13 protein-coding genes are annotated in these 16,367 nt (G+C 40.7%); 6 read left to right on the top strand and 7 right to left on the bottom strand.

Features of this window, described 5'->3' with window-relative positions:
• Nucleotides 1–27: 27 nt before the first annotated feature.
• From DS737_RS12605 to mqo, 3 genes are all read right to left on the bottom strand, one after another.
• The gene (locus tag DS737_RS12605; RefSeq protein ID WP_113997689.1) at nucleotides 28–483 is read right to left on the bottom strand and encodes a hypothetical protein; all 456 of its coding nucleotides are present in this window, start codon (nucleotides 481–483) and stop codon (nucleotides 28–30) included.
• A 27-nt stretch (nucleotides 484–510) separates the two neighbouring features.
• Nucleotides 511–1,761, bottom strand: a complete 1,251-nt coding sequence (locus DS737_RS12600) for an MFS transporter (RefSeq protein ID WP_113997999.1) — start codon at nucleotides 1,759–1,761, stop codon at nucleotides 511–513.
• An 84-nt stretch (nucleotides 1,762–1,845) separates the two neighbouring features.
• The gene (gene mqo / locus DS737_RS12595; protein ID WP_075316092.1) at nucleotides 1,846–3,486 is read right to left on the bottom strand and encodes a malate dehydrogenase (quinone); all 1,641 of its coding nucleotides are present in this window, start codon (nucleotides 3,484–3,486) and stop codon (nucleotides 1,846–1,848) included.
• 718 nt (nucleotides 3,487–4,204) lie between these two features.
• Between mqo and hppD the strand changes: the two genes are divergently transcribed.
• Nucleotides 4,205–5,260, top strand: a complete 1,056-nt coding sequence (hppD, locus tag DS737_RS12590) for a 4-hydroxyphenylpyruvate dioxygenase (RefSeq protein ID WP_075316091.1) — start codon at nucleotides 4,205–4,207, stop codon at nucleotides 5,258–5,260.
• Between the two features lie 71 nt (nucleotides 5,261–5,331).
• On the opposite strand, the gene DS737_RS12585 is transcribed toward hppD, so the two are convergent.
• The 4 genes from DS737_RS12585 to fahA all read right to left on the bottom strand — a co-directional run bounded on the left by DS737_RS12585 (nucleotide 5,332) and on the right by fahA (nucleotide 8,964).
• Nucleotides 5,332–6,111 (bottom strand): IclR family transcriptional regulator, encoded by a 780-nt coding sequence (locus DS737_RS12585; RefSeq protein ID WP_109441647.1) that lies wholly within the window; start codon nucleotides 6,109–6,111, stop codon nucleotides 5,332–5,334.
• A 357-nt stretch (nucleotides 6,112–6,468) separates the two neighbouring features.
• Complete coding sequence (locus DS737_RS12580; protein WP_075316089.1) at nucleotides 6,469–7,017, bottom strand: VOC family protein; 549 nt, start codon at nucleotides 7,015–7,017, stop codon at nucleotides 6,469–6,471.
• A 20-nt stretch (nucleotides 7,018–7,037) separates the two neighbouring features.
• Nucleotides 7,038–7,670 carry a maleylacetoacetate isomerase gene (gene maiA / locus DS737_RS12575; protein WP_113997688.1) on the bottom strand — a complete coding sequence of 211 codons (633 nt, stop codon included), beginning with the start codon at nucleotides 7,668–7,670 and terminating at the stop codon, nucleotides 7,038–7,040.
• Nucleotides 7,657–8,964, bottom strand: coding sequence for a fumarylacetoacetase (gene fahA, locus DS737_RS12570; RefSeq protein WP_113997687.1), 1,308 nt, complete (start codon nucleotides 8,962–8,964; stop codon nucleotides 7,657–7,659). The genes maiA and fahA overlap by 14 nt, the downstream gene beginning before the upstream one ends.
• A 353-nt stretch (nucleotides 8,965–9,317) precedes the next feature.
• Between fahA and DS737_RS12565 the strand changes: the two genes are divergently transcribed.
• From DS737_RS12565 to DS737_RS12545, 5 genes are all read left to right on the top strand, one after another.
• Entirely contained in the window at nucleotides 9,318–10,703 is a 1,386-nt protein-coding gene (locus tag DS737_RS12565; RefSeq protein WP_113997686.1) for an amino acid permease, read from the top strand.
• A gap of 126 nt (nucleotides 10,704–10,829) precedes the next feature.
• Nucleotides 10,830–12,044 (top strand): amino acid aminotransferase, encoded by a 1,215-nt coding sequence (locus DS737_RS12560; protein ID WP_113997685.1) that lies wholly within the window; start codon nucleotides 10,830–10,832, stop codon nucleotides 12,042–12,044.
• A 671-nt stretch (nucleotides 12,045–12,715) separates the two neighbouring features.
• Nucleotides 12,716–13,477 (top strand): ABC transporter ATP-binding protein, encoded by a 762-nt coding sequence (locus DS737_RS12555; RefSeq protein ID WP_213068176.1) that lies wholly within the window; start codon nucleotides 12,716–12,718, stop codon nucleotides 13,475–13,477.
• On the top strand, nucleotides 13,474–14,904 hold the full coding sequence (locus tag DS737_RS12550; protein WP_113997684.1) for an ABC transporter permease: 1,431 nt from the start codon (nucleotides 13,474–13,476) through the stop codon (nucleotides 14,902–14,904). Before DS737_RS12555 ends, DS737_RS12550 begins: the two co-directional genes overlap by 4 nt.
• Nucleotides 14,901–16,244 (top strand): DUF3526 domain-containing protein, encoded by a 1,344-nt coding sequence (locus DS737_RS12545; RefSeq protein ID WP_113997683.1) that lies wholly within the window; start codon nucleotides 14,901–14,903, stop codon nucleotides 16,242–16,244. Before DS737_RS12550 ends, DS737_RS12545 begins: the two co-directional genes overlap by 4 nt.
• Nucleotides 16,245–16,367: the final 123 nt, after the last annotated feature.

Genomic DNA, 16,367 nt, shown 5'->3' with positions numbered 1-16,367 from the left:
TAATCAGCGGGGTTTTTTATCATTCTTTTAAAGAGCGCCGTATTGCTGCCAAGTTTCACCTGTTTCATGAAGTGCATATTTTTCTTTTAATTCATGTAGAGATTGAGTTTGGTAGAGTGCAAAGACAATCATAATCACGAATAATCCACCGAGTTTGATTAGTTTTTTATAACGATATGGACCAGAGTAGAGGTAGAAAATGCAGTAAAACGCGAGCATGAGATAAGTGCAGAACAATGAGTGCAGCGCTAAATAAATGAGGAGCAAAGTTGTTAATAATAAAATGATACGATTTTTTAAAGTGCTAGGGTGAATGCTGAAGATATATAAAAATAGGAAGCCAGTTGACGTCCAAAACAGATAGCTAGGCCCACCAATAATGACGATATAGCTCGATTGCAGGCACAGTAAAATGAGCCACACAAAAATGGAAAAATTAATAAATTTAGAAGAGCCAGATGACGCAGGCAATGAGTCTTTCATATGGATTAGCGTTTAAAATCAAAGTCGTTAAGGGCTAAAACGAAAATTCAGTAAATCTTTAGTTTTGAGCTTGGTAAAAACAACGCAGACAAATGCCAGTGACCCTCCGATATACATCGCGGGAATTACGCTAACAAAACGTGTCACTACACTGGATTGTAATGCACCAAGTTCATTGCTTGAGCTAACAAAGATGCCATTCATCGCAGCAACACGTCCTAGCATATTTTTCGGCGGGGTGAGTTGCAGTATCGTCTGGCGAATTACAATGTTAACACTGTCACAAGCACCCATAATAATGAGAACTAACATAGAAAAATAGAGTTGTCTGGTAACTGCAAAAATTAAAGTGCAGCACGCAAATCCGGTAACCGCAATGAGCATGATTCGCCAAGGTTGTGATCGTGGTGGAAAGCGAACCAAAATCACCATCATCATTAGTCCACCAATTGCGGGTGCTGCGCGCAGTAGTCCATAACCATCGGCACCGACGTGTAAAACATCCTGAGCAAAAATGGGTAATAAGGCGATTATGCCACCAAAAAATACAGAGCTAAGATCAAGAAACATTGCCCAAAAAATTATTTTAGTTTTAAAAATAAATCGTATTGCTTCTTTTAAACTATTTGAAATCGATTCGGGATGTAAAGCTGGAAATTGTCGGGTTTGCAAGCACCATAACGCAAGACTTCCTAGCGCAAACAGAACAATGATGACAGCAAAACTCAGATCTAAATTTAGGTGGGCCAGTAGAAAACCTCCGATGACAGGCGCAATGATTCCACCTGCCTGCCAGCACATACTGGTCCACGTAGCAGCATTGGTATATAGATGCTCAGGTACGACAAATGGACGCAGTGAGTTGAAGCAAGGACTATAAATTCCTCGGATACAGCCGAATAAGAATAAAATACTGAAACTAAGAATTAACAAGTGTCTTGTTGGAATAAGTTGGCTATGAAATAAATCAAAACAAAGCCATAAAGCAGCGGAAAGTGGAATCGTGAAGCTAAAACAGATTTGCAAAATACGCTGACGATTAAATCGATCTGCAATATAACCGCCCCATAACGACAGCATTAAAAAGGGTAATAGATCCATGATGCCAATTAACCCGAGTATTAAAGGATTTTTGGTGATTTGATAGAGTTGAAAAGCAATCACGACTTCCTGAATCAGTACAGCAAAAGTTAAGCAGCATTGATTTAGTGTCAGTAAACTAAAGTCACGACAACGAAAAGCAGCAAAAGCCGAAGTAGGGGCAGGGCGAGATGACATCAGATCGGTTGAGATTTCAAAATCAAGATAAATAAAAAAGAGGAGTCGAAACTCCTCCATTTATAGTATGTGTTACAGCAGGACTTATTGCGCCACAGCGACAGCGTTACTTTGTTGCTTTGCAGGAACAAGTTGAGCTGGCGTTGTATAATTTAAGCCGAGTGTCGAGCTTGTATATTGGCGAATTTGATCGAGTAATACAGGGTCTGTTGCAAGGTCTTGACCATAAGAACGAACGATCTCATGCAACTTCCCATCCCATTCACCTTTGGTTTTTTCTGGGAATGCTTTTTCAAGTAAATTCAGCATGATGTAAGGTGATGTTGAAGCACCGGGAGAAGCGCCAAGTAAAGCAGTTACGGTTTTGTCTTCAGATGCAAAGATTTCTGTACCAAACTGCAACTTCGCTGGTTTACCAGGTTCCTTTTTAATGATCTGAACACGTTGACCGCCTTGGCGTAAATGCCAGTCTTTTGGATCAGCTTCTGGGTAGTATTTTCTCAACTCATTGAAACGATCTTCATCAGACATCAATACTTGGCTAATCAAGTATTGAACAAGGTCTGCATTTTGTAAGCCAATTGCAGTCATTGGCAAGATGTTGTTTTTGTTGGTCGATGCTAATAAGTCGAGTTGAGAACCATATTTCAGGAACTTGTTCGAATAGGTCGCAAAAGGTCCAAACAATACATATTTTTTACCATCAATATAACGGGTATCAATATGTGGCACTGACATTGGAGGTGCGCCAAGATCAGCACGGCCATAGACTTTAGCAGTGTGCTTTTCAGTGATTGCAGGATTATCTGTCACAAGGAACTCACCGCCCACAGGGAAGCCAGCATATTGTTTTGCTTCAGGTAAGCCAGTCATTTGTAATAATTTAATCGCTGCACCACCTGCACCAATAAATACAAAGCGGGTTTTGACATGGCTAACTTCACCTGATTTCAGGTCTTTAAATGCGACAGACCATGTGTTGTCATCATTTTTACTGATACCTGTGACTTCAGTAGAGGTTCTCAGCTTGAAGTTTGGATTTTTTTCGAGGTGGTTGATCAATTGTGTTGTAATCGCACCATAGTTCACATCTGAACCTACATCCATACGTGTTGCTGCGATTTTTTGTTGTGGATCACGACCATCCATCACCAAAGGTGCCCATTGCTGTACTTCTGCTGGATCTTCAGTGATTTTCATGCCCGCAAACAACGGCTCTTGGATCATCGCTGCATAACGCTTTTCCATGAATTGCACATTATCACCCCAAACGAAGGCAATATGTGGTACTGGATTGATAAAGCTATTTGGTGTACCCAATACACCTTGTTTCACTTGATGCGCCCAGAATTGTTTTGCAATTTCGAATTGGCTTGCAACATTCACGGCTTTAGAAACGTCCATTTTACCGTCTTTTTCTTCGGTATAGTTCATTTCCATAAAGCCTGAGTGACCAGTACCCGCATTGTTGAAACCGTTTGAACTTTCTTGTGCAACTGCATCAAGACGTTCATACATGCGAACATTCCAGTCAGGTTGTAACTCATTTAGATAAGCACCCAATGTGGCACTCATAATACCGCCACCGATCAATACGACATCGACAACAGGTTCGTCACTTTTAGTTTTAATTGCCTTTGACGTAATCGGTCTAAAAAGAAAGGCAACTGCGATAACAATTAGCACAAGCAGTAGTGCTAATAAGTATTTCCAAAATTTTTTCATTCAATTTACCTTAAAAATTAAATGACGCTCTATATAAAAGCCATATATAGAGAGAAAAGATTTAAATGATGATGCATGCACTCAAGGCACATCAGGATAGGCGGGTGCCTGAATTGGGATTGGAGACAATTTTGTGAATTTTACTTTAATTTGAGTGCTTTTTTATAGTTTTAATGTTTAAAAATGTACAAATCAAGTCTGATCTAGTGTTTGTTTGCTGCTTTATTGTTTTATTGACTGGTAATTAATAATTTTAGAAATGGTGAAGTCAGTCACTTTTTTATTTGTCCTTCTCTACAATTTTTTTGAAGTGATAGATTTTACCCTTTATCTCGACCGCAATGCGGCTTAGGATTTAAATATAGTGGATTTATACGGCAAAGCTAGCGTTAAAAGCAGGGCAAAACAACGGAGCTGAAGATCAGAAGAGTAAGAATTTAATTACACATAGTATAATTAAATTATGTATTGCATAAATTCATAGTTTCTTGTAGCATGAATTTATGTTGAGAGCCAATGATTACATTTGGCTGACTTATGGACGGAGGAAAAGGTTTCAACACGGATGCTTTTGACCTATTTATAAAAACATCGGAAACCTTTTCTAATCATGCTTACGGTTGTTGATGGCATTTAAATGACATGTTTTAAGCATTTAGATCAATCACAAGAAAACCGAGCGTGAAACGGATGAATTTATCTAAATAAGGGAAACTAGATGGACATTTTAGATAACCCATTAGAATTATGTGGATTTGCTTTTATTGAGTTTGTATCGACGGAAAATGGATTAGATCAAATTTTTGAGACCATTGGTTTTACCAAAGTCGCAAAGCATAAGTCTAAAAAAGTTTATTTATGGCGCCAAGGCAATATCAATATCATTTTGAATTACCAGCCTGAATCTTATGCTTCTTTCTTCTTTAAAGAACATGGGCCATCAGCGTGTGCGATGGGCTTTAGAACCCGTGATGCAGCAAAAGCATTCAAGAAAGCAGTTGAGCTTGGTGCTGAGCCAATGTACTCGCAAGCGGGTCCAATGGAGCTGAATATCCCTGCGATTAAAGGCATTGGTGGCATGCCAATCTTCCTTGTGGATCGTGACATTTATGAAAATGATTTCATCTTCTTCGATGATGTCGAGAAGAATCCAAAAGGCGCTGGCTTAAATGAGATCGATCATTTGACTCACAATGTTTATAAAGGTCGTATGGAATATTGGGCGAATTTCTATGAGAAGATTTTCAACTTCCAAGAAATCCGTTACTTTGACATCAAAGGTGAATATACCGGCTTAACTTCTAAAGCATTGACGGCTCCAGATGGCATGATCCGTATTCCTTTGAATGAAGATTCAGACAAGGGTAACGGCCAGATCGCAGAATTCCTGTCCGATTTCAACGGTGAAGGTATCCAACACATTGCCTTTATTACTGATGATTTGATTTCAACTTGGGATAAGTTAAAAGGCTTAGGGCTTGAGTTTATGACGCCACCGCCTGAAACTTATTACGAGATGTTGAAAGAGCGTCTGCCAGAGCATGGTGAGCCAACCGAAGAACTGCAAAAGCGTGGTATCTTGTTGGATGGAAATACCAAAGATGGTCAGAAGAAATTGTTATTACAAATCTTCTCTCAAAATATGCTCGGACCTGTATTCTTTGAGTTTATTCAACGTAAAGATGACGACGGTTTTGGTGAAGGTAACTTCAAAGCATTGTTTGAGTCGATTGAACGTGACCAGATCCGCCGTGGTGTATTAGAAGCCAAATAATTCGTTTAAAGATCCAAAGCAAAAAGCCAAGAAATCAATTTCTTGGCTTTTTTTATTGCTATAGGTTTGAATCAACGCGTTTTGATATATTGATTGATTGCTGCCACTTCTCGTTTGAAAAGTTCGAGCTTTTCACTGCCTTCATGGACTGGGAAAAACATTTCACTATCCAATGCAACAATACAAAATTCCATCGCTTGATGCGCATTGAAGATCGGTAGTCCTACGGCATTGATTCCCACCAGTAAGTCACCTTGAGCGACTGCCATCCCGTTTTGCAAGATATTTTCTTTGAGGTTTTTGAACTCATCCCAGTTCGCAGGTTTGATGGGGTAGTGATGATGGGCAGCTCTTTCCCATTCAGCGTGTATCAATGGCTGAATCACCGCTTCTGGTAAATAAGAAGCAAAAATACGACCTGCCGCAGAGTTGACCAAAGGCATGATCGAGCCAACTTTGGTCACGATCGAAATTGGATGATTCGACTCAATTGACTGAACCACCAACGGACCTTTTGGCGACCATTTGCTGATTTGAATACCACAACCAATTTTGCTTTGTAGCTCATAAATTAAATGTTGAACCAGCTGTAATACATCGGTGTGTTGAATGCAATTTAGACCTAATCGCCACGCTTGATCGCCGAGTGCATATTGACCATCATCAAGCTGTTTGGCGTAATTCATCCGAATCAAGCTGACTAAATAGCGGTGAACCTTAGCCGGATGCATATCCAGTTTACTGGAGAGCTCTTTTAATATAATGGGTTTATTGTGTTCTAAAAGGGCATTGAGTACAGATAAACCCACCTCTAGTGATTGAACTCCACCAGATAACTTTTCTTCAATCATTCAATAAACCCTTTATACCCATGATATCTAGCCGTATTCGTTTGATTTGAATAGATGGTTCAATGTTCAACACATCATGCCTGAGCATGTTACAAAATAGAAATCACCTTTTTTAATGACTTAAATAGGTGAATTGCATAAGCATACAATGCTTTGTGTTGAGATAGTATTGTGTTTGTCGCAAAACAGACGACCAGATTTCTGTCTCAGCACAGCCAACATTCGACCATAAAAAATCGACATTGAAGCAAATCTACTCCAATGTCGATCAATCTTACATTTATGCTGTGAATCGATGCATTGTTAAGACTTTTGTGATGAGATCTTTCAATGACATTCTATTCACAGTGATCATACTTAGACGCCTAACTCTTCTTCATGCAGAAAATGAGTATGTTGAGGGGCACGTTTGGTTCGGCTCCATTCCTCTAACATTTCAGTTTTCATTTCTTCAGTAATACGCGCAATCTTGGCATCGGCATGAATATCGTTATAGGTGAGTTCTAAACGATGACCATTTGGATCAAAGAAGTAAATTGAATGGAAAATGCCATGATTGGTCACGCCAAGGACTTTTACACCATTTGCTTCAAGATGTTCTTTGGCTCTTAACAATGTAGCCTGATCTTCGACTTCAAAGGCAATATGTTGTACCCATTGAGGGGTGTTTTCATCACGTCCCATTTCAGGCTGTGTTGGTAACTCAAAGAAGGCTAAAACATTTCCTTGACCTGCATCGAGGAATAAATGCATATAAGGATCAAAGGCTTTGGTTGAAGGGACATGATCTTCGGCAAATGCCAAAATAAAATCCATATTCAACATGGTTTTGTACCATTCCACTGTTTCTTTGGCATCTTTGCAGCGGTAGGCAACGTGGTGAATCTTTTTAATTGCAAATGTCATGATAAAGCTCCTTTTTATCTTTATTCCCAATCGGGTTGTTGTTCAGGGGCAGCTTGATGAAATGCTGGAAGCGCCATACAGTGTTGATAAATCGATTCAATTTTTGGAAATCCGCTCAAATCTACTTTAAAACGTTTGGCGTTATAGACTTGTGGGATCAAACAGCAATCGGCAAAAGTTGCTTGTGTACCAAAACAAAACTGACCATTGGATTGGCCAAGTTGTGCCTCTAAGCTACGGAAACCTTCAATAATCCAATGCTGATACCAGTGATTTTTTTGAGTATCATCGAGCGCAAGTTCATGTTGTAAGTATTTCAACACTCTTAGGTTGTTGAGTGGATGGATATCACAAGCGATGGCTTGAGCAAATGCACGTACTTGAGCGCGAGCAATAAGATCCGTTGGTAATAAGGCAATCGCTGGATAGGCTTCTTCCAGATATTCCAAGATACTGATGGACTGAAGTAACGGTTGATCTGCATCCATGAGGGTAGGTACCAACTGGCTTGGATTCAGTGCTTGATAATCTGCCAGTTGTTGCTCATTTTTAACCAAATGCACTGCCTGCGTGTCATAGGCAAGTGCTTTTAGGTTGAGTGCAATTCGTACCCGAAAGGCGGCTGAACTACGGAAATAGCTATACAGTTTCATAGCTCACTTCCTCAGTTTCCTGAAAGTCAAAGCGGTGTGCTGCAAGAATGGTATTTTCGACTTGGCCAAAACCAATACGAATACCATCTTTTTCACAGTGACCCTTCATAATGACGCGATCACCATCTTCCAAGAAGCCACGCTGCTCACCATTGGCAAGGGTAAGTGGTTTGGTTGTATTCCATGTTAGCTCAAGCAAACTCCCATAAGAATCTTCCGTTGGTCCGGAGATCGTACCTGAACCCATTAGATCACCAACTTGGACATTACAACCTGCAATGGTGTGGTGAGTGAGTTGTTGTGCCATCGACCAGTACATATATTTAAAGTTGGTCTGACAGATCACATCGGCGGTTTGTGATTTCGGGCTTTGAATTTCGACACTGAGTTGAATATCGTAACTGTTGGCGATATTTTCTTGTAAATAGCTGAGAGGCTGCGGTTGTTGTACTGGACCTCTGACTTTGAAAGGTTCCAATGCATCCATAGTCACTACCCATGGTGAAATCGCGCTAGCAAAAGTTTTGGCATTAAATGGTCCTAGCGGCACGTATTCCCATTGTTGGATATCACGCGCAGACCAGTCATTTAATAACACCATACCAAAAATATGATCCCAAGCATCTTCAATCGCTATGGGCTGACCTAAGCTTGTTGGTTTACCCACGATAAATGCAGTTTCTAACTCAAAATCGAGTTTACGTGTTGCAGAGAAAACTGGACGCTCGCTATTCGGTAATTTGATTTGTCCAGATGGACGGACAATATCAGTACCACTCACAATCACAGAACTGGCACGACCGTTATAACCGACTGGCAATTCACTCCAGTTAGGTAATAGGGCATTCTTAGGATCTCTGAACATGGTACCGACATTGGTGGCATGTTCTTTAGATGAATAAAAATCGGTATAGCCTGGGACATGGATCGGTAAGTGTAAAGTTACCGCATTTTGTGGACGTAAAACTAAAGTACGTAGTTCCGCATTGTCACGCAGGGTTGGATTGTTGGCAGACAACAAGCTTTGTAAGGTCTGACGCACGTATTGCCAGTTTTGTTTACCTGATTCGATAAAAGCGTTCAATGTTGGCTGATTGAAATAATCTTGATTTCCTTCAATTTTTAATAAGCCATGTGCTGTTAAGGCTGCAAGGTCAAGTACCCAGTCACCAATTGCCACACCCACACGTTTATGTGCTGGGTTGCTTTCACTAAAAATTCCATAAGGCAAATTATGAATTGTGAAATCAGATTGTGAGTCAATCTCAAGAAAAGAGGTTAAATGCTGTGTCATGAGTTTGCCTTCCTTGTCTTAATTTTGTCTGGATTTACCATAAATATTTTTGAGTCTTGATTAGATATATGAAAAACAAGGCTAAATTTAAAAAACACCACGCTTGTTATGCTTCATCAAGGCTCTGAACCGTAGCTGATCATTTCTATCATACTGAAAATAATTAATTACGCAATACATAATTTAATTACATATTTCATAATTGTTGTTATTTGTTGAATTTTCTGTTTATATGCGCGGTTATGAGAAAAGTGAATCAATTATTTTTTGATCAACACTAGGCATTTCTGATTAATTTATGATATACGTAATTTTGGATAAGAAAATTACGTGACAAGGATGAGAATAATCATATGTCAAATCAACAGCAAGGAAACCTGAAACACGGTTTGAGCAATCGGCACATCCAGCTTATCGCGCTAGGTGGGGCAATTGGTACAGGGTTATTTCTCGGTATCTCACAGTCGATTAAGCTCGCAGGTCCGTCCGTCATCTTGGGTTATGCAATCGCAGGATTTATTGCATTCATGATGATGCGACAGTTAGGTGAAATGGTGGTTCAAGAGCCAGTGAGTGGTTCTTTTAGTCATTTTGCACACAAATATTGGGGTTCATTTGCTGGCTTTATGTCAGGCTGGAATTATTGGGTACTCAATATTCTGGTCTGTATGGCAGAGCTGACTGCAATTGGACTCTATATTCAATATTGGTGGCCCGAGATTCCAACATGGGCATCCGCATTGGCGTTTTTCCTGTTAATTAACGGTATCAACTTATTACATGTCAAACTCTTTGGCGAAATGGAGTTTTGGTTCTCTATCGTCAAAATTTTAGCCATTTTAGCCATGATTGGCTTCGGTTCTTATTTGTTGGCAACAGGTACAGCTGGTCCACAAGCGGGGATTAGTAATCTTTGGGCATTGGGTGGTTTCTTCCCATTTGGTGTTGAAGGACTAATCATGGCGATGGCGGTGATTATCTTTGCTTTCGGTGGAATTGAATTGTTTGGTATTACGGCAGCAGAAGCGCGTGATCCAGATAAAACTTTACCTAAAGCCGTTAACCAAATTATTTACCGTATTCTGATTTTTTATATCGCTACGTTATTTATTCTGTTTGCATTGTTCCCTTGGAACCAAATGGCAGAAGGCGGTAGTCCTTTTGTGATGGTATTTGCTTCTTTGGACAGCCACGGTGTAGCGACGATGCTGAACTTCGTCATTTTGACGGCTGCTGTTTCGGTATATAACGGTACAAGTTATTGCAGTAGCCGTATGTTGTTAGGTTTGGCTCAGCAGGGCAATGCTCCAAAATTCTTAAAGCAGATCAATAAACGTGGTATTCCAACCAATGCAGTATTGGTTTCTGCTTTTGTGACAGTGTTATGTGTAGTGATCAACTACCTGTTTCCTCAGAAAGCTTTTGCGTTATTGATGATGTTGGTTGTCGCTGCGATTGTCATTAACTGGATCGTGATTTCATGGACCCATCTCAAGTTCCGTAAAGCGATGCAGGCACAAAGACAGACCACTAAATTCCCAAGCATTGCTTATCCATTTAGTAACTATCTGTGCATTGTCTTTATGCTGGGTATTCTAGTCGTGATGTCACTTTCACCAGATATGCGTATTGCTGTGATGATGATTCCTGCATGGATTCTCTGTCTCATGTTGGCCTATGCAGTGAAATTACGAAAATTGAAAAATGCTCAACCTAGCGTTGCTTTAGGTACGGATTAATTTCTAATATTTTTGAAAGTCTTTCTCAATAGGGCTGAGTCATACTCAGTCCTATATTTTTATTGATCAATTGAATGAAGAACCTCATGTGCATGAGTGTGATTCAATAAAAGGATGAATTGTTTAATGTTTCAATATATCCCACCTTATGCAGGCGATCCAATCCTCTCGTTAATGGAACAGTTTAATGCTGATTCACGCGCTGAAAAGGTTAATTTAAGTATTGGTTTGTATTACAACGAGGACAGTATCGTTCCACAGCTCGATACCATTATCGAAGCGCAAAAACGTATTGCACCTAAAAATGATAAAACCAAACTTTATCTTCCAATGGAAGGTTTCAAACCTTACCGTGATGCGATTCAAGCGTTATTGTTTGGTGCAAATAGCCCTGCAATTCAACAAGGTCGTGTTGCAACCATTCAGACGCTGGGTGGTTCAGGTGCATTAAAAGTGGGTGCAGACTTTTTAAAAACCTATTTCCCAAATTCAGAAGTTTGGGTGAGCCAACCAACGTGGGATAACCATGTTGCGATCTTCAACGGTGCGGGTATCAAGAGCAACTACTATCCTTACTTCGATGCAGAAACTCGTGGTGTTGATTTTGACGGCATGTTATCAACACTAAAAACTTTGCCAGAACAAAGCATCGTGTTATTACACCCGTGCTGCCACAACCCGACAGGTGCGGATCTAAATCCAGCGCAGTGGGATCAAGTGATTGCGGTATTAAAAGAGCGTAATCTGATTCCATTCCTCGACATCGCTTACCAAGGCTTTGGCGATGGTATGGAGCAAGATGCTTATGCAATTCGTGCTTTAGACCAAGCAGGTTTGAACTTCATCGTCAGCAACTCATTCTCTAAAATCTTCTCACTTTATGGTGAGCGTGTTGGCGGTTTAACCTTCGTATGTGACGATGCTGAAGCAGCACAATGCACATTCGGTCAGTTAAAAGCAACGGTACGTCGTATCTACTCTAGCCCACCAACAACAGGTGCATGGTTGGTTGATCAAGTGCTCAATGACGCTGATCTAAATCAACAATGGCAAGGTGAAGTCAAAGAGATGCATGAGCGTATTATCAAAATGCGTAGCATCTTAAAAGATGAGTTGACGAAAGCACTTCCTGACCGTGATTTTAGCTACCTTGTAAACCAAAAAGGCATGTTCAGCTACACAGGTTTGACAGGCGAGCAAGTCGACACCTTACGTGAAGAATATGCAATTTACCTTGTGCGCAGTGGTCGTATCTGCGTTGCAGGTCTCAACATGAACAATGTGTATAAAGTTGCAAAAGCAATGGCAGAAGTTCTAGCGAAATCGGCTATAACAGCTTGAATAGATCAAAAATAGAGCCTGATGGCTCTATTTTTTTATGGGTTAATGTCGTGGAACCTATGCGTAAAAAAGAGAACCATTAAGAAAACAATAAAACATTTGAGATGAACATTTTTATATCAAGCATTCAATTTCTGTATTAACAGAATCAAATTTTATGTTATAAATCCACCAAGTGTTATGTTATAATGTATCATTTAGTCTTCTATCTCATTGTTTCGATAAAGTGATCGTTCTGGAATTACAAGATCATTGAAACTGTTTAAGCCTATAGGGTTGTGTGCTTTAGATATTGATATTGTTGATATTTTATGCATTTGAGTTATACAAGCGCAGATAAAACAGTGATTCAGACAGCGTATCGAGATCAATTCGAAGATATGAACCACTTTGAACAAATGAACAATAGGTTAAAAGACCAGTATTGATAATAAATCGAACAATAAAGCATCGCATTATTTTGCTGAAAATCTAAAAGCTGAGCTTTATGCCATAACCGCAAAAAGCAGGACACAAGTTTTTATGGAGCGGCAATAGATTTTGAAATGGGGTTGAATGATCAGTTTTAAAACGAAATATGGATCATAAAGAGATTGATCAATCCTTTATGCCATTGGTCCGTAACTAATCCAGTGTGAGTTTCGCACTTTTGATTGAAAAAAGGGTTCCGTGTGAATATAGATAAACTTAAGCGACCTTCTACAATCACTGCTGCCAGTGATTATGTGTTAGAGGCTAGTGCGGTTGTTGCTGGTTATGGCAACAAAACGATTCTGCAACAACTAGATTTACATATCTTACCTGGTGAAATTTATGCATTGCTTGGTGCTAATGGTGCTGGTAAGACCACAACACTAAGCCTCTTTCTTGGTTTCTTAGCACCTCAAGCGGGACGAGTACGTGTACAGGGGGTTGATCCGATTGCACAAGCGGCTGAAGCTCGACGCAATATTGCCTATATTCCAGAAAATGTTGCACTGTATGAGCATTTGAGTGCACGCGAAAATGTTGCTTATTTACTTGATTTAGCGGATCAAAATGTAAGTCAGGATACTATTGACCAAGCATTGGCGGCAGCAGGATTGGCTCAAGATGCTTTTGATCGCCGTGTTGGTGGATTTTCTAAAGGCATGCGTCAAAAAGTTGCGATTGCTTTAGCTTTAGCGCGTAAGGTACCAGCATTGCTATTGGATGAGCCGACTTCTGGACTTGATCCGCAGGCAACGACTGAATTTAACCGATTATTAGGTGTGTTAAGGGAACAAGGCGTTGCTATTTTAATGGTTACGCACGACTTGCTCAGTGCGGCTGATGTTGCGGATCGTATTGGCTTCTTGGATGCAGGGCGTTTGGTTGAGGAGGTGGCTGCAACAGGTGTTGATCGCTTTGATGTACGTGCATTGCACCGTCGTTATGCAGGATATGAGCTATGAGTGTTGTGAAGCGAATCGCCCGCGAAGAATGGCGTTATTTGTTTCGAAACCGAGTTGCTGTTTTTGGTTTGTTATTACTCTTGGTCTTAATGTTGGTCGCAACATTTAATGCTTGGGAACATCAAAATCAAACCAATGCTGAGCGAGCGCATTATCAGGCACAGGTTAATCATGAGTTTGAAGCCCAACCTGATCGCCATCCCCACCGAATGGTTCATTATGGACATTTCGTATTTCGACCACTCAATCCATTGGCCGCATTTGATACTGGTATTGATGCTTATACCGGTAATACGTTGTTTTTAGAAGGGCATCGGCAGAATAGTGCAAACTTTGGTGATGTACGCCAATCCTCTTTGTTATTACGTTTTGGTCAGTTGACTCCTGCTTTTGTTCTACAAGTGTTGGCACCACTGCTATTAATTTTTGTTGGGCATTCAGGGGTGGTACGTGAACGTGAATCGGGCACCTTGCGGGTTTTATTGGCACAAGGGGTGAGTGGTCGGCAACTGGTTATGGGTAAGTTGCTGGCACTTACTGGTTTTGCTGGACTGATCATTTTACCTGCACTTTTAGCATTAGGCTGGATGGCGATGAGTGGGCAGACATTATGGTCATTTGTGTTGTGGCTTTCGGCAGGTTATATCATCTGGTTGCTGATATGGACTTTCGCAGTTGTATTGATGTCTAGCTTATTTGCACGTACCCGTGATGTGCTTTTAGCGATGCTAGCAGTTTGGGCGGTAATGGTCATTTTATTACCACGCTGGATACCCGATATTGTCAATACAACCATCGAGCTACCAACCCGTATGGAAAATGAAATTAATGCACAACGTGAATATCGAGCATTAGGTGATGCACATAATCCAGATGATCCGAAGTTCACTGAGTTTCGGGATAAAGTGTTAAAAGAATATGGTGTTACACGTATTGAGGATTTGCCAGTCAATTTTAAAGGCTTAGTCGGTATGGAGGGTGAACGTCAATCTACAGAATTGTTTAACCGCTATGCAACAGCAACGCTTGACTTACAAGCACAACAAAACCAAATCGTTGATCGGTTTGGATGGCTCAGCCCAACATTGGCATTACGTCGTCTTTCGATGACAGCCTCAGGCACAGATTTAGATAATTTCCGTCGTTTCTTAGAGCAAGGAGAGCATTACCGTTACGACTTGATTCAAGGGTTGAATCGGCTTCAAGCAGAAGCGTTAAGTTATGCGGATGATACGGATAAAAATAAGGAAAATCGTATTGACCACAAGCATTGGCAGTCTTTCCCAACATTTGAGTTTAAACCTAGAACAGTCTCTGAAACTGGGCAACAAATTGTACCTGCTGGCAGTATTTTATTGTTGTGGTTAGTCGCTCTCGCTATTGCCACATGGGTCCAAGCTAGCCGACTCGGGAGAATTGTACGATGAAATGGTTAATACATGAATGGCGTTTGTTTCAACGATCAACTCTCTCTGTCGTGGCCATTCTCTTACTATTGGCTCTGACAACCATGTCGGTATGGTCTGGCTTAAAAGAAGTTGAACGGCAACACCAGACAATTGAACATTTAGCTTCTATTCATGAACAAGATGTAGCGGCCATAGCTGATCAATATGCCGATGCAGGCAATGTTGGTTATCCAGCGTATTATACTTTTCATAATACTTGGGATGCACCGTCTGATGCTGCTTTTTTAGCGTTGGGATTACGCGATGCAGCACCTTATGTATTGCGAGTGCGGGCTTTGGGTTTACAGGCACAGCTATATGAAGGAGAAGTATTCAATCCTGAATTGGCATTGTCGGGTCGATTTGATTTTGCATTTGTACTGATTTATCTGGTTCCTTTATTTGTGATCGCACTGTTACATGATCTGATCTCTGTAGAACGTCAGTCTGGTCGCTTAGGTTTATTGCTCTCACTACCTGATGGAACACGTATTTGGCGACGTCGTGTTGCATTGCGATATGGTCTGCTTTTAACTTGCTTGGTTGTACCCGTGTTAATTGGTGCCGTTGTTGCGGGTACTGCATGGACGACGGTGAGTATGGTTGTATTCATCGTGGCAAGTTATTTGGCTTTTTGGGTTGGACTTGCGTTACTTGTTGCTACACGGGGGTGGCGCTCAGTAACCAATGCTACTGCATTGATGGGAACTTGGGTGATGTTGACGTTAGTGCTCCCAACATTAGCAAATGTTGCTTTGGTTCGTACTATTCCTGTCCATCAAGGGGTAGATTTAATGCTAGCACAACGTCAGATCGTGCATGGCGCTTGGGAAGTTCCAAGAGAACAAACCATGCAACGCTTTTTCGAGAGTCATCCTGAGTTGAAAGATACTGCGCCGTTGGCAAAAGGCTTTCAATGGAAATGGTATTTTGCTTTTCATCAAGTAGGGGATGAGAGTGTGGCTGGACAAGCACAGCAATATCGTGAAGGATTGTTGAAACGTCAGGCATGGACTGATCGTATTGGATGGTTCTTGCCGGGTGTTGGTGCGCAAGTTGCCTTACATCAATTTGCAAATACCGATCTACCTGCGCAATTGCACTATCAGGATCAGATTGCAAATTACCATAAACAGATTCGAACGTATTATTACCCTTATTTGTTCCATGATTTGGAATTTAATTCTGCTAAGTTTGATGCACGACCTATGTTTAAACCTGAGTCGCATGATGCTGGATCAATCCATATGCATACTTGGATGATGTTAATGCTTTGTTGGTTGATCGCAGGGCTGGGGATAAGAAGTATCTACAATTGATAATTTGTAGGATAGATAGTGTAGTAGGTCATGTCGTGATCTTGCAAACTTCGAATCCAATTGTTGACGTAAAAAAATAGAGCCTGATGGCTCTATTTTTATAACGAAAAACGACAATTGAAA

Origin of the sequence: Acinetobacter haemolyticus (assembly GCF_003323815.1) — a bacterium.
Classification (GTDB): Bacteria; Pseudomonadota; Gammaproteobacteria; order Pseudomonadales; family Moraxellaceae; genus Acinetobacter; species Acinetobacter haemolyticus.
This window is presented reverse-complemented; position numbering and strand designations above follow the sequence as displayed.